Raw genomic sequence first — 14,256 nt, forward strand, 5'->3', positions numbered from 1 at the left:
CTATTTGGATACAGAATACATTTCTTTTAAAGTCCGTTTTAGAATCTTTCCAACCGCTGTTTTCGGAAGTTCCTCTACAAAGGCTATTTCTTTAGGCACTTTATAGGCTGCAAGTCTTTCTCGACAAAATTGAATTAATTCATCCTCCGTTATACGTTCATTTTCTTTGGTAACAACAATTGCTTTAACTGTTTCACCGCGGTATTCATCTGGAACACCGATAACAGCTGCTTCAAGCACTTTTGAATGACTGTAAATAACATCCTCCACTTCAATTGGATATACATTAAATCCACTTGCTAATATCATTTCTTTTTTACGTCCAACAATATAGAAAAATCCATCAGCATCCATCATCGCCAAATCTCCAGTATATAACCAGCCATCACGTATTGTATTAACTGTTTCTTCAGGCATATTCCAATACCCTTTCATAATTTGAGGTCCTTTTATAATTAACTCGCCTACCTCTCCAATTGGCAAATCCTGCTCGCCGCAAGCTATATCAACAACCTTAGCATCTGTATTAGGTATTGGTATTCCGATACTTCCCCGCTTTTGAAGTCCCGAAATAGGATTGCGGTGTGTGACAGGAGATGCCTCAGATAATCCATACCCTTCAGCAACATTCGTTCCGCTTACCTCATTAAAACGGTTTATCACTTCAACAGGAAGTGGTGCAGAACCACTTGTACAGGTTTTAAGGCAGCTTAAGTCAAACTTATAGGTATTATAGTAATTAAGTAGTGCAATATACATTGTTGGAACACCTGGAAATGAGGTTGGCTTTGTTTTTTCTATTATTTTCACGACCTCTTCCACTTCAAATCGAGGTACGAGAATTAAGTTTCCACCATTATAAAAAGTAAGATTCATCGCACTTGTCATCCCATAGACGTGAAACAAAGGAGAAATGGTTAGAACGCGCTCTTCCCCAGTATTTGTTTTAACATGTGCAGTAGCAGCACTTTGGAGTGTATTTGCAACTAAATTATAATGTGTTAACATTGCCCCTTTTGAACGACCTGTTGTTCCTCCTGTATATTGAAGAACAGCAATATCTTCTTTAGGATCAATCTTTTCATTAGGGATTGTATCACCAGGATCTTTTAGTAATTGATGAAACAAGCTTTCTTTTTCGAAAGAAACAGGAATGATCGTAGTTACCGATGTTTCATGTAAGATTTTTTCTACGACGGGTAGGAGTTGATCTAAAACAATGATGACCTTTGCCTGTGAATCGTTGAGGACGTATAGAAGTTCAGATGATTTATACATTGGATTAATTTGTACGATGGTTGCTCCACATCGTAAACTTGCATAATAGCTAATGGGATATTGAGGACAATTCGGAAGCATGATTGCGACTCGATCACCTTTTTTTACTTGACGTTTTACTAGTGCGCTCGCCATTCTATTTATTGAATCATTTAAAAGTGAATAAGAATATGAGTTATCATAAAATGTGACCGCAATCTTATTTTCATACATTTCAACAGAGCGTTGAAACAAATCAGGTAACGATATTTCTGGTATTTCAATTTCAACCGGATTTCCTTCAACTACATGCTTTAACCAAGGTCTATTCAAATTCCATTCCCCCTATTTCCTTTTTCATAAAGGTCAAAACCTCACTGCTTTACATCAAGCAATTTTCATGCCAAAACAAAAAATAAGTGACAACTAAGCGAAATGTTCACCATTTTGTCACTTAATTCAGAAATGATTTACCCGATTACGTTAACTACTTGTTAAACAAGGGACTTGTATAATTTAAAAATGAATTGATCATTCACTTTTGAATTTATGATAAATTATATTTTTGTAGCTTTCGAAAAACTGTTGCTTGGCTTGTTTGAAGCTTTTCAGCAATTTGATACGTTGTTTTATATTTTAATAGAGCTTTTTTAAGAGCTGTTTTCTCAGCTTGTTCTACGATCTCTCTTAATGACACCTCTTCAAGAACAACTTCTTCATCTGATGTCGATTTTTGGTATTCATCTGGCAGGTCATTGATGGATACGTATTCGTTTGGTACGGTCAAAATAAGTCTTTCTAATAAATTGGATAGTTCCCTTACATTGCCTGGCCAATCAAACTGATAAAAAAAGTTACTAATCTTTTGATCTAACACTTTTTCAACTGAATATTTCTTCTTGTACAGCTCTAAAAAATAGTGAACAAGTGGAAGGATATCAGCACGCCTTTCTCTAAGAGGAGGCACGAAAATTGGGACAACATTTAACCGGTAATAAAGATCTTCACGAAATGTTCCTCTTTTGACCATTTCTTTTAAATCTCTATTTGTGGCTGCCACTAATCGAACATCCACTCTTTTCGTTTTTGTGCCGCCTACTCTCATAATTTCTTTTTCCTGAATTGCACGAAGCAGCTTTACTTGAAGATCCATTGGCATTTCGCCGACTTCATCTAAAAAAAGCATGCCATTATGAGCTAATTCAAACATCCCCACTTTTCCCGTCCTATTAGCACCTGAAAATGCGCCACCTTCATAACCAAACAACTCTGATTCAAGAAGCTCATTTGGGATTGCCCCACAATTGACTTTTATAAGCTGCCCCTCCTTAAATCTGTCACTTGAGCGATATAAGTATCGAACCAACACATCCTTTCCTACTCCTGTTTCACCAAGAACAAGAATTGTTGTATCAAAGTTGGCAAGCCTGCCGATCATTTGATAAATCTCAATCATCTTATCACTTTTGAGGATAATATCAGGGTCTTGAATGGCAAAAGATTTTAATCTATCAAGCTCTTCTTTATATTTCTCATTAAGCTGTTGCACTTTTTTCAGCTCTTTATTTAATTGATTTAATTCAGAAAGATCACGAATATTCGTGACAATCTTTTCGATTTCACCTTCTTCATTAAAAATAGGATTTCCCGTCATTAGTGTTTCTTTTTGATTGAAATTTTGCTGAACAACTGAAACTGAACGTTTTTGCTCCATAACTTTCAATGTTACAGATTGTTCTAATATCCCTCTTTTTATTAAATGATTAATATTTTTCCCAATATAATAATGCTTAGGAATTCCTGTGATCCGTTCTATGGCAGAATTTGTTTTTAATGTATTGCCAAACTTATCAGTAATATAAATGCCGTCAAATGAACTTTCAATAATTGCGTCTAATTCACGGTTTGATTTATCAAGCTCCTTAATTCGTTCCTCAAGTTGAAACCATTGCTGACCGTTTGCTAATATGTACATTCTTCTCTGCTGGTTTTCTGTTGTAAAATCTTTAAAAAGAAGTAAGTATTGAAGGGTATTTTTAGAGGCAATGATCATATTTGATTTCTTCTCGTCCCAAAAATCAAATAAATCTTTTATTTTCATTTGTAAGCATACTAATTTCTCTAACTCATCTGACCCACCAAAACGGAAATCTATAATGCTACCATCTATTGATGTAATGATTGTATTAAAAAGCATTAAACTATTTTCAGTTTTAATCATTTCCTCACCCTTTGTTTAAATAATATTATTTAAAACGCTTACACAATTAAATTTTAAAGGTTTTAAATGAAAAAAACCATAGAAAAAAGACAGAACATGTTGCTCTGTCTTTATATGAAAATATTAAATTGGTGCATCTACTTCTAAGTCTTCTATTGGTTTCTCCACATATTGTACATCTTTACGAGCGTTATAGCGATCCGCTTTTTCTACCGTAACTGTAATATTGTAGTCAGGGATTCCGGCGAATTTTTCATATCTTCCTCGTGGTAACAAGAAATTACCCTCAGGGAAGTGAACTTCTAGGTTTCCTTTTGCAATGTCTACGAACTTCGCTCTTCCTTGGAAAACACCAAAGCCATTATATACAACAATGCCTTCTCCCTCTGCAATACTTAAACGTTTAGCATCCTCTGCATTCATAAGAACATCATAACGTTCTGCGCCGTTAAATGGATCTGTTTCTTTATAAACCATTGAGTTAAATTGCTTTCCACGTCGAGACGTGACAACAAATTGCCCTTCTTTTTTACCAAGATCCGGTATTTCAACTGAAATCAAGTTTCCTTTTCCATCTGGTGTCGGACAAACTCCACCTTCACATAACCAAGCACCACCCCATTGGAAAACATCACCTGCATTTTTCAAATGCTGAATGCCATCGTAGTCACGGTTTGCAATAGCAATTTCATCACGAATTTCCTGGCCTGTTTTAAAATCAACAAGATGAGCAGTTTCAGGTTTCACACGTTTGGCAAGATCAACGTAAATCTTCCATTCTGCACGTGCCTCTTTAATTTCATTTTTATTTCCATCAATTTCAGGTGAAAAATAGACCATTCTTTCAGTTGACGTAGAAGTTCCGCCACCTTCTTGTTCATAGCGTGTTTTAGCAGGTAAAACGATGACAGCCTCTTTCGCATCGACAAGTGTTGACGTGTTGAAAATGATATCTTGGTGAACGCGAATGTCTAGTTCTGATAAAGCTTTTTCAACAAAATCAGGATCTGGCATCGTTTCTAGGAAGTTACCACCAGATAAATAATAAAGTTTAATTTTTCTTTCGTGATCTTCAGGGAGAACGATGTTTTCAAGCGTAACACCCACAATATCACCTTGCCATTTTGGTAATTCAAAATCCCATATATTCTCAATATGTTTCACGTTTTCTTCTTCAAATCCACCACCAGGTAAAACAAATGGATCAGCCCCCATTTCACCTGAACCTTGTACTGAAGAGTGACCGCGGAAAGGCATTAATCCGCTATTTTTACGTCCCAAGAAGCCACGCAATAACGCAAGGTTTGCAACTTGTGAAATATTGTCTGTGGCAAATGAATGCATCGTCAATCCTAGTGCCCAAGCAAAGATAGCATTTTTACTTTTTGCTAAAAGGCTAGATAGCTCAATGATTCTATCTTTTGAAATACCAGATGACTTAATGATTTCATCCCATGATTGTTGCTTAACATGTGCTTTTAATTCTTCATAATCGTTTACATGTTTTTGTACAAACTCATGGTTAATTGCGGAACCATGTTGTTTTTCTTCCATCTCGAACCAGTGCTTCATAATTCCATGCATGAAGGCAATATCTCCACCAATGTTTACTTGATAGAAATCATCAGCAATTTTTGTTCCAAATAAAGCTGATTCCATGTTAGATGGAATCCAATATTTATCCATTGCAGGCTCACTATATGGATTAACAACAATTATTTTGGTACCTCTCTTTTTCGCTTCCAACATATATTTTGTGGAAACGGGTGATGCGTTTGAAGCAACACTACCCCAGAATAATAATACATCTGTTCCAAACCAATCTTGATAATTAACAGTTGATGCTCCAACACCGATAGAACGCTTTAATGCTGTTTTACTTGGCGAATGGCAAATACGTGATGCATTATCAATATTATTTGTACCTAGAAAACGAGATACTTTTGCAGCTACATAGTACGACTCATTTGTAATTCCTCTCGAAGTTAAGTAAAAAGCATATTGTTTCGGATCTAATTGTTTCATTTTATTTGCAATCATGTCCATTGCTTCATCCCATGAAATACGGGAAAATTTTCTCTCCCCATTACGGCGAATAAGCGGATATGGAATTCGACCTAATTTCCTTAACTCAGTACTGCTATACTTTCTCAATTCATCGATATCTGCATGTACAATTTCTTCTTTTAATGCCGGCATCGTGTTTAAACGAAGTACATTTAATCTTGTTGTACACATATGAGGGCCCTTTAGTGTTTGGTCATGCAAACCGGACACACCTAATGCACAGCCATCACAAACTCCTTTTGTTAAAATTCGTGATGCATACCCTAGATTATCTTTATTATCCCATGCGATTTTCATCGTATCGCGGAAATGTTGTGGTTTAACCTTCCCTAGACCAAACGGAATTGGACTCACCCAGTGCTTAGGCTGCGGTGCTTTTGTTGCTTTTATAGGTCCTTGATGTTTTGTCTCTCCCATTTGAATTTCACTCCTTGTTCTGCCTGAAAATTTTTCGTCTTCTTTATTTATAAAATTGTTAGTTAGAAAAACTAGCCTATCATTAATTCAATCTGATTTATTGATAGGCTAATTTTTCTTTAATCCATTTACCAATCTTATTCAATGATTGGTAAATGGACTAATATAACCTAAGTAACAAAAAACCACCGTAAACTCATAATAAAAATACTGTGTTGAGTCAAACGGTGGTTAGTCTTTCGCAGGGTCGCTACTAAGTGCCATACCAATTTATTTAATTGAATGAATAAATATGTTTATTATTACTTTTTATTTTTATTTAGAGAATTTTTGTTGTAAGTCTTCATTGAAAACAAAGATCGACATACCAAAATCTCTGTCAATATCTATATCTACGAACAAATCAACGAATTTACAGTTTAGAAACTCTTCCATTTCAATAGGTGGGTTTTTCTTGTAAATTTGTTTAACCATTTCAGTTCTAGCAGATCGTAGCGCTTGCTTTCCTTCATCTGCACTGGCAATGAATTTTTCCACCGGTGATAAATTCCCTTCCATCTCACAAATAGCCCAGTTTTTACAAAAGGTTGTTGTGATTTTACTCGGACCTTTTCCCATATGCTTTTTTCGGAAAGAACGAACGATATTACTAAACTCTGCCTCATACTTATTCATAATATCCTCCTACCTGTACACAGGTTTTAGCATGAGGTATTTTACCATACCCTCAGTGCATTGTGGAAGTATTATTTATCCAGCTATTTTTGATCCTGACACTTGTTGTTGACGTAACTTATTAATATCACGGCGAATAACAATAGAAACGATTAATGCAAGTACAAACATGCCCGAGAAGAAAGTTAAACTAGTTGCATAGCTTCCAGTAGTATCTTTCATCCACGCTGCAAACATTGGACCCGCTAATCCTGCAGCAGCCCATGCTGTAAGAATGTATCCATGAATTGCACCTAATTGTTTTGTACCGAATAAATCGCCAATATAAGCAGGAATTGCTGCAAAACCTCCACCATAACAAGTGTATACGACTGCTAACATAACTTGAAATAAAAATGCTTCTGTAGTATGTGGTAAAACGGCAAATAAGACAATTTGTAAGACGAAGAAAGTTGTATACGTATTTGGTCGACCAATAAAATCTGAGATTGACGCCCAACCGATACGTCCTAATCCATTAAATATTCCCAGGATACCTACTAATGCTGCAGCTTCTACTGTTGTAAGTCCAATACTTTCTTCAGCTAAAGGTTTTGCAGCCGAGAGAATGGCAATACCACATGTTACGTTGATGAATAACATAATCCATAGATAATAAAATCTTGATGTTTTAATTGCTTCGTTTGCCGTTAATTGTGATAAATCTTCTTTAATTCTTGATTTTCCAGATTGTCCTTTTTCATTAAATCCTTTTGGTGCCCAACCAACTGGTGGCTTTTCTAAATATAATGAAGATAATGACATTATGACTAAATATGAAATCCCTAGAATAAAGAATGTGTTTGCTGTACCAACCGAATTAATGAGTGACTCCATCACTGGACTTGCAATGGCAGCAGCAAATCCGAATCCCATAATAGCTAGTCCTGTTGCAAGGCCACGACGGTCCGGGAACCATTTTACTAACGTTGAAACAGGTGCAATATATCCAACTCCAAGTCCAATTCCTCCAAGAACACCATATGTAACATAGAGGAAAGGTAATGATCCTAGATTAACCGCTAAACCGGAACCGATAATCCCAGCACCAAAGAATCCAGCTGCAAGTAAACCAGCTGCTCTTGGGCCGTATTTTTCAACAAAGTGTCCTAAAAACGCTGCGGACAATCCAAGAAATAAAATGGCAATACTAAATGTTAATTGTACTTGTTGAGCCGTCCATCCAAACTCTTCCATTAATGGATTGGTAAAGTTACTCCAAGCATACACGGATCCAATTGAAATATGAATCCCTACTGCAGAAGCAGCAATTAGCCAACGATTTTTTGTCTTTTTCATGTGGTCATCCCCTTAAGGTAAGCTTTTAAAAATTTTTCTACGATGTAAAATCAAATCTTAACAAAATGAATAGTATAATATCTTGTTAAACAAAGAAAACCGCCAATCCCATTAAAATATGACAAATAAATGCCTATCTTAAAGGTGATTGACGGTTAGTTTCAAGCAGGAATCGCTACTATCGGACCAACAGTTAATCGCTTTCAAATTCGTAACATTTTGAATCGATGACAGGTTCGCTATCTCGGAAGCAATTTGTTACAAAATCATGAACTTTGTAACGAAATATTACCATGTTCTTTTTTATTGTGCAAGAATAAATTTTCACTTTTAGGCACACCTAACTTTTCATTAGGAAATCTTTAATACTTGTTTAAAAAATCAATCTATGTTTATATTTTTAGTAATCTTAGAATTCGGGTGTGAGATGATATGGATATGAAAATGAGTATAAATCAACAAATAACAAAATATAAAAATGGGAAATTAGTTGAAACAACCGATGATATTGTTACTGAATTCCCCTTAACAATTTTTGTGAATAATGAAGAGTTTGCTACAATGGTATGTACACCTACTCATTTTGAAGAAATGGTTATTGGGTTTTTGGCTTCAGAAGGTGTAATCCGTTTTTATAATGAAATTGAGTCAATTTCTATTGATGAAAGTGCCGGATATGCATACGTGAGCTTACAATCAAATGTAACAACGAATCAACAGTATTATTCGAAACGTTTTATTGGCTCTTGCTGTGGGAAAAGCAGACAATTTTATTTTCAAAATGATGTAAAAACGTCAAAAACCTCTACAACCAAACAAACACTTACACCTGAACAATGTATTTCACTTATGAAAACCATGCAGGAAAGCAGTGTTGTTTTTCAAGAAACTGGCGGTGTTCACAATGCAGCACTCTGTACTCCAGATGAAATGCTTGTTAGTCGAACGGATATTGGTCGTCATAACGCTTTAGATAAATTATATGGATATAGTATTCTGAACCAAATTCCTGTGCGTGATAAAATTATCGTATTTAGTGGGAGAATTTCTTCTGAAGTTTTAGTAAAAGCATCAAAAATTGGTGTTGGTATTGTTTTATCTAAATCTGCTCCAACTGATCTTGCTATTAAACTAGCAAATGATTTAAATATAACAGCTGTTGGTTTTATCAGAGGAAATTCCTTTAATGTTTATTCCCACCCAGAACGAATTGTTGATGAAAAATAGAGGGAGGTATCGTATTGAAGAATAATAAATCTGTTTATGATTATTTTGATCGTCCTCTACGAGATTTGCGAATTTCTGTAACAGATAAATGTAATTTTCGTTGTACTTATTGTATGCCTGCTGAAATATTTGGTCCGGACTATCCTTTTTTAAAAAGAAATGAACTTCTTTCTTATGAAGAAATTGAACGATTAACTAAAGTTTTTGTTCAAACACTAGGCGTTAAGAAAATTCGACTTACAGGTGGAGAGCCGTTAATGAGAAAAGACTTAGCTTTTCTTATTGATCGCATCAATTCTATAGACGGTGTAGAAGATATAGCGATGACTACGAACGGATATTTCTTACCTAAATATGCTAAAGAGCTTAAAGCTGCTGGATTACAACGTGTGTCCATTAGTCTTGACTCCCTGAATGATGATGTGTTCGGTAAAATTAATGGACGAGGTGTATCTGTAAAAGCTGTTTTAGACGGTATAGATGCTGCTTCTAAAGCTGGTTTAAAAGTGAAAATTAACATGGTTGTCAAACGTGGAATGAATGAACATGAAATTATTCCTATGGCAAAGTATTTCCGTGAAAAAGGCCATATTTTACGGTTTATTGAATTTATGGATGTTGGCAATTCAAATAAGTGGAACTTACAAGATGTTTATCCAAAAAAACAAATTGTGGAAGATATCCATGAGGTAATGCCATTAGAACCTGTGGATCCAAACTATACAGGTGAAGTTGCAAGCCGTTACCGTTACGTAGGTTCTCAAGATGAAATCGGGGTTATTTCATCTGTATCAGATGCATTCTGTTCAACATGTAATCGTGCTCGTCTGTCAGCAAGCGGTTCTCTTTATACATGTTTGTTTGCTTCAAAAGGTCACGATTTACGCGAAGTAATTAGATCGGAGAAAACGGATGAAGAGCTTGCAAAACATGTAACATCTATTTGGAATGGACGAAAAGATCAATACTCTGTTGAACGAAGTGAACTAACGACTAAGCGGGAAAAAATTGAGATGTCACATATTGGAGGATAAAATAGATGAGCTCATGTAAAATTGACCATACAATTGATGATGTTACTAAAAAGTTAAAGGAACAGACTCCTTATATGAATTATAGTTTAGGTGAAAAATGTTTCAATTTCTTATCTACCTCAGTTTCTCAAGCTGATCTCAATGAACTGTTTCACTTATTGAAAAAATTTGACTTAGCAAGTGAAGATGAAAAGAAAATTCGGATCGATAAGCTGGAAAAATTAGTACAATAATTAGTATATAAATATAGTAAAAAGGATGGTAATGAACCATCCTTTTTGTGTTCGACAAAATGCGGGAAGTGACAGGCACGCCCCCCTCAGTGTAGCAACTGCTCAATATCTTCCCAAGCAGGAAGTGTCTTGTTGAGAGGCTTGTCTTCACGGTAACCAAGTACATATTCGGCTTGCATGATTGTGTGAATTTCTCTTGTGCCTTCGTAAATAACCGGAGCCTTAGAATTTCGCAAATGTCTTTCAACTGGATATTCATCTGAGTAGCCATATGCTCCATGAATTTGGACAGCATCGTTTGCTGCTTCGTTAGCAAAATCGCAAGCCTGCCATTTTGCAAGCGAGGTTTCCCTTGTGTTTCGTTTTCCTTCATTTTTGAGACAGCCTGCACGATAAACGAGTAAACGAGACATTTGTAAACCTGCTTCCATCTTAGCAAGCATTTGTTGTACAAGCTGATGTTTACCGATTTCTTTTCCGAAGGTACTCCGCTCATGGCAATACTTAACACTTGCTTCAAGACAGGCTGAAATAATCCCACATGCTCCTGCTGCAACAGTAAACCTTCCATTATCTAATGCAGACATGGCAATTTTAAAGCCCTCCCCTTCTTCTCCTAGCAAGTTCTCTTTTGGAACTTTTACATTGTCAAAAAATAGTTCACCTGTATTACCAGCTCGAATGCCCAACTTACCTTTAATGGCTTTTGATGAAAAACCAGGCATTGTTCGTTCAACAATGAAAGCAGAGATTCCATGATGTTTTTTACTTGTATCTGTATAGGCAAAAACGAGGAAATGATCTGCTACATCACATAATGAAATCCATGTCTTCTGACCGTTTAGTATGTAGTGATCACCTTGCTTGATAGCTGATGTTTTCATCGAGGCTACATCAGATCCTGCATTAGGCTCCGTTAAACCAAATGCCCCAATTTTCTCACCTTTAGCTTGAGGAACAAGATAATTTCGCTTTTGCCATTCATTTCCCCACTGCAAAAGTGTCATGCTATTAAGTCCCGTATGAACTGATACTGCTGTACGAAATGATGTGTCACCTCTTTCTAGCTCTTCACAAACAATTGCCAATGCATTATAATCCATGCCGCTTCCACCATATTCTTCAGGAATACAAACTCCCATTAGGTTCAAGTCAGCAAGTCGATTCAAAATACTTGTTTCAAAATGACCTTTACGATCCCATTCACTAATATATGGAGATATTTCTCTATCAACAAATGATCTTACAAGTTTTTTCACCATTTCTTGTTCTTGAGATAGATTAAAGTTCATCATGTTTCATCCTCCTTTAAACTTACTTTTTCAAGCGTTTTCATACACTTATCCTATTCTATTAAATTAAATAAAGTCCTCCTAAATAAAAAGATTCATCTAACATTATATTAATCAAAATATATGAGCAATTTTCTCAAAATATAAGTTTCACTTAAGATACTGAATTTCTCCGTACTTTTTAATTGACATTCACTTTTTTAGATAATATAATTTATCTCGAAGTTATAAATCTTTAAACTGAGATATTTTAATTTAAAATAATATACTATTACTGGAGGAAAAAAGAAATGACAAAATCAAAATGGAATCTTGACCCAACACACAGCGGAGTAGACTTCTCTGTAAAACACATGATGTTTGCAACAGTTAAAGGTGGTTTTCAAAGCTTTAATGCTGAAATCGAGGCTGATCCAACTGACTTAACAACTGCTGATATTACATTTTCAATAGATTTAGCAAGTGTTGACACTCGTAACGAAGACCGTGACAACCACTTACGCTCTGCAGACTTTTTTGATGTTGAAAATCACCCAACTTTGACTTTTAAAGCTACAAACATTGAAAAAACTGATGAAAACGAGTATAACGTAACTGGAGATTTATCTTTACACGGTGTTACAAAATCCGAATCATTCGCAGTTTCTTTTGAAGGAACTGGTGTTGATCCATGGGGTAATGAAAAAGCTGGTTTTGCTGTAGAGGGCAAATTAAAGCGCAGTGATTATGGTCTAACTTGGAATGCACCATTAGAAGCTGGTGGAGTGTTAGTAGGCGATCAAATTAAAATTTCTCTTCAACTTCAAGCTGCAAAAGCTTAATGATAAAAGGGGCGAATCAATTCGCCCCTTATTTTATATTCTTTCCGTAGAAAATTTCATCCATTTCCTTCGTTAGTTTATCAGTAATTTGCTCTTGTTCTTCTTTACTTATTTTATCTTTGGTGTATCCAAATAAATAGTTGTTCAAATCGAATTTCTTCAGCTTACACTTCGTATGGAAAATATTCTCTTGATAAATATTCACATCAATCATGTCAAAATCTTCTTTTACTTCATCAGGAATATAATTTTGAATAGAACTGATATCATGATCAATAAATAATTTATCTCCATTAATGTCTCTTGTAAATCCCCTAACTCTATAATCCATTGTCATAATATCTGTGTCAAAGGAATGAATTAAGTAATTTAGTGCTTTAAGGGGTGAAATCTCTCCGCATGTGGAAACATCAATATCAGCACGAAACGTACTTATTCCCTCATTTGGATGATATTCAGGGTATGTATGAACCGTAATATGACTTTTATCTAGTCCCATTGTAACTGCTTCAGGGAGTGGACCTGGTGATTCATCATAGGATTCTGTTGGTACCTCAACAACTGGACCTTCAGAAACTAAGATTGTTACACTTGATCCTTGTGGAACATAGTCTTGCTTTGCAATATTTAAGACGTGAGCACCGATTATATCCGTAACATTTTTTAAAATTTTTGTTAAACGATCTGCATTGTATTGCTCATCAATATACTCAATATATGCTTCTCTCTCTTCCCTCGTCTTTGTATAACAGACATCATACATATTAAAACTTAGTGACTTTGTTAAATTATTAAAACCATGTAACTGGATTCTTTGTTCTGGAGTAAGCACCATAACTTCTTCCCCCTTTTAGTTGTGTTAGTTCCGAGACAAGCTTACATAGTTATATTACCCACTTTTTGAGATGACAATCATATTTCTCAAGCTTGAGAAATGATTACACGAAAAAGACAGCAACCTTAGGGATTGCTGTCTTTGTCTTAATATAGCTTATAAATTATTTAATGCAGTAGATATTGGATCTTCGCCTGACACAATATCAAAGGACTTGTGATAAGTATTTGGATTTTCAAGAGCTTCAATTATTGTTGTTGCGACATCTTCTCGTGGAATTGTTGCTCTTGGCACTTCATTACCTGCTGTGATTTTTCCAATTCCCTTTTCATTAAGTAAACCGCCCGGGCGAATAATTGTATAATTTAAGTTTGATTGTACTAGCATTTTATCTGCATAGTGTTTAGCTACATAATATGGTTTAAGATTTTCGTTCCAATTTTCCCGATTATTTGCTTGAAGAGCACTTACCATAATAAATCGGTCAATACCTGCTTTTTCAGCAGCCTCCATCGTTTTTACTGCTCCATCAAGATCAATTAGGAGTGTTTTATCAGATCCTGTGCTTCCTCCGGATCCAGCAGTAAATACGATTGCATCACAGCCATTTAATGCTTCTTGTAGTTCTTCAACTGTTCCTTCCAAATCAGCAATAACTGTTTCAATTCCTTTATTTTCAAATTCTCTCTGTTGCTCTTCCTTCCTTACCATTGCAAGTACAGTGTAGTTTTCACTCTCATTTAAACGCTCAGATAAATGTTTACCTATTTTTCCATTTGCTCCAACGACAAATACTTTCATTGTTTTATCCCCTCCTTTTATTACTCCTTTTCATTATT

The 14,256-nt window shown here is 35.4% G+C and carries 12 protein-coding genes; 4 read left to right on the forward strand and 8 right to left on the reverse strand.

Annotation, left to right across the window (positions count from 1 at the left end; all coding sequences use genetic code 11):
• The 5 genes from LPC09_RS14645 to LPC09_RS14665 all read right to left on the reverse strand — a co-directional run bounded on the left by LPC09_RS14645 (position 1) and on the right by LPC09_RS14665 (position 7,975).
• Positions 1-1,590: a long-chain-fatty-acid--CoA ligase gene (locus tag LPC09_RS14645; RefSeq protein WP_098794775.1), complete on the reverse strand. Its 1,590-nt coding sequence runs from the start codon at positions 1,588-1,590 to the stop codon at positions 1-3.
• Positions 1,591-1,804: 214 nt separating this feature from the next.
• Positions 1,805-3,478: a sigma-54 interaction domain-containing protein gene (locus LPC09_RS14650; RefSeq protein WP_231307657.1), complete on the reverse strand. Its 1,674-nt coding sequence runs from the start codon at positions 3,476-3,478 to the stop codon at positions 1,805-1,807.
• A 123-nt stretch (positions 3,479-3,601) separates the two neighbouring features.
• Positions 3,602-5,962: an FdhF/YdeP family oxidoreductase gene (locus LPC09_RS14655; RefSeq protein ID WP_231307658.1), complete on the reverse strand. Its 2,361-nt coding sequence runs from the start codon at positions 5,960-5,962 to the stop codon at positions 3,602-3,604.
• A 315-nt stretch (positions 5,963-6,277) separates the two neighbouring features.
• Positions 6,278-6,637 carry a Na-translocating system protein MpsC family protein gene (locus LPC09_RS14660; protein ID WP_231307659.1) on the reverse strand — a complete coding sequence of 120 codons (360 nt, stop codon included), beginning with the start codon at positions 6,635-6,637 and terminating at the stop codon, positions 6,278-6,280.
• 75 nt (positions 6,638-6,712) lie between these two features.
• On the reverse strand, positions 6,713-7,975 hold the full coding sequence (locus LPC09_RS14665) for an L-lactate MFS transporter (protein ID WP_231307660.1): 1,263 nt from the start codon (positions 7,973-7,975) through the stop codon (positions 6,713-6,715).
• 432 nt (positions 7,976-8,407) lie between these two features.
• Here LPC09_RS14665 and fdhD point away from each other — a divergent pair, with 432 nt between their 5' ends.
• Genes fdhD through LPC09_RS14680 form a run of 3 tightly spaced genes read left to right on the forward strand, consistent with a single transcriptional unit; the run spans position 8,408 to position 10,469 of the window.
• Positions 8,408-9,202, forward strand: coding sequence for a formate dehydrogenase accessory sulfurtransferase FdhD (gene fdhD, locus LPC09_RS14670; RefSeq protein ID WP_231307661.1), 795 nt, complete (start codon positions 8,408-8,410; stop codon positions 9,200-9,202).
• A gap of 8 nt (positions 9,203-9,210) precedes the next feature.
• A complete protein-coding gene (gene moaA / locus LPC09_RS14675) occupies positions 9,211-10,236 on the forward strand; it encodes a GTP 3',8-cyclase MoaA (protein ID WP_442920042.1) in 1,026 nt (341 codons plus the stop codon).
• A gap of 5 nt (positions 10,237-10,241) precedes the next feature.
• Complete coding sequence (locus tag LPC09_RS14680) at positions 10,242-10,469, forward strand: group-specific protein (protein WP_231307663.1); 228 nt, start codon at positions 10,242-10,244, stop codon at positions 10,467-10,469.
• Positions 10,470-10,555: 86 nt separating this feature from the next.
• Here the strand turns inward: LPC09_RS14680 and LPC09_RS14685 are convergent, their stop codons facing one another.
• Positions 10,556-11,761, reverse strand: coding sequence for an acyl-CoA dehydrogenase family protein (locus LPC09_RS14685; protein WP_231309763.1), 1,206 nt, complete (start codon positions 11,759-11,761; stop codon positions 10,556-10,558).
• Positions 11,762-12,051: 290 nt separating this feature from the next.
• Between LPC09_RS14685 and LPC09_RS14690 the strand changes: the two genes are divergently transcribed.
• A complete protein-coding gene (locus tag LPC09_RS14690) occupies positions 12,052-12,582 on the forward strand; it encodes a YceI family protein (protein WP_231307664.1) in 531 nt (176 codons plus the stop codon).
• Positions 12,583-12,610: 28 nt separating this feature from the next.
• On the opposite strand, the gene speD is transcribed toward LPC09_RS14690, so the two are convergent.
• Together speD and LPC09_RS14700 are read right to left on the reverse strand one after the other, a co-directional pair.
• On the reverse strand, positions 12,611-13,417 hold the full coding sequence (gene speD / locus LPC09_RS14695; RefSeq protein ID WP_231307665.1) for an adenosylmethionine decarboxylase: 807 nt from the start codon (positions 13,415-13,417) through the stop codon (positions 12,611-12,613).
• A gap of 156 nt (positions 13,418-13,573) precedes the next feature.
• Entirely contained in the window at positions 13,574-14,218 is a 645-nt protein-coding gene (locus LPC09_RS14700) for an SDR family oxidoreductase (RefSeq protein WP_231307666.1), read from the reverse strand.
• Positions 14,219-14,256 lie beyond the last annotated feature (38 nt).

It is taken from the genome of Metabacillus sp. B2-18, assembly GCF_021117275.1.
GTDB lineage: Bacteria > Bacillota > Bacilli > Bacillales > Bacillaceae > Metabacillus.

Bases quoted from the DNA above. Each gene is read 5' to 3' on its own strand.
- LPC09_RS14655 (WP_231307658.1), bottom strand. From the start codon at position 5,962: ATGGGAGAGACAAAACATCAAGGACCTATAAAAGCAACAAAAGCACCG.
- fdhD (WP_231307661.1), top strand. From the start codon at position 8,408: ATGGATATGAAAATGAGTATAAATCAACAAATAACAAAATATAAAAAT.
- LPC09_RS14700 (WP_231307666.1), bottom strand. From the start codon at position 14,218: ATGAAAGTATTTGTCGTTGGAGCAAATGGAAAAATAGGTAAACATTTA.
- LPC09_RS14680 (WP_231307663.1), top strand. From the start codon at position 10,242: ATGAGCTCATGTAAAATTGACCATACAATTGATGATGTTACTAAAAAG.
- LPC09_RS14665 (WP_231307660.1), bottom strand. From the start codon at position 7,975: ATGAAAAAGACAAAAAATCGTTGGCTAATTGCTGCTTCTGCAGTAGGG.
- LPC09_RS14650 (WP_231307657.1), bottom strand. From the start codon at position 3,478: ATGATTAAAACTGAAAATAGTTTAATGCTTTTTAATACAATCATTACA.
- LPC09_RS14685 (WP_231309763.1), bottom strand. From the start codon at position 11,761: ATGAACTTTAATCTATCTCAAGAACAAGAAATGGTGAAAAAACTTGTA.
- LPC09_RS14690 (WP_231307664.1), top strand. From the start codon at position 12,052: ATGACAAAATCAAAATGGAATCTTGACCCAACACACAGCGGAGTAGAC.
- LPC09_RS14660 (WP_231307659.1), bottom strand. From the start codon at position 6,637: ATGAATAAGTATGAGGCAGAGTTTAGTAATATCGTTCGTTCTTTCCGA.
- speD (WP_231307665.1), bottom strand. From the start codon at position 13,417: ATGGTGCTTACTCCAGAACAAAGAATCCAGTTACATGGTTTTAATAAT.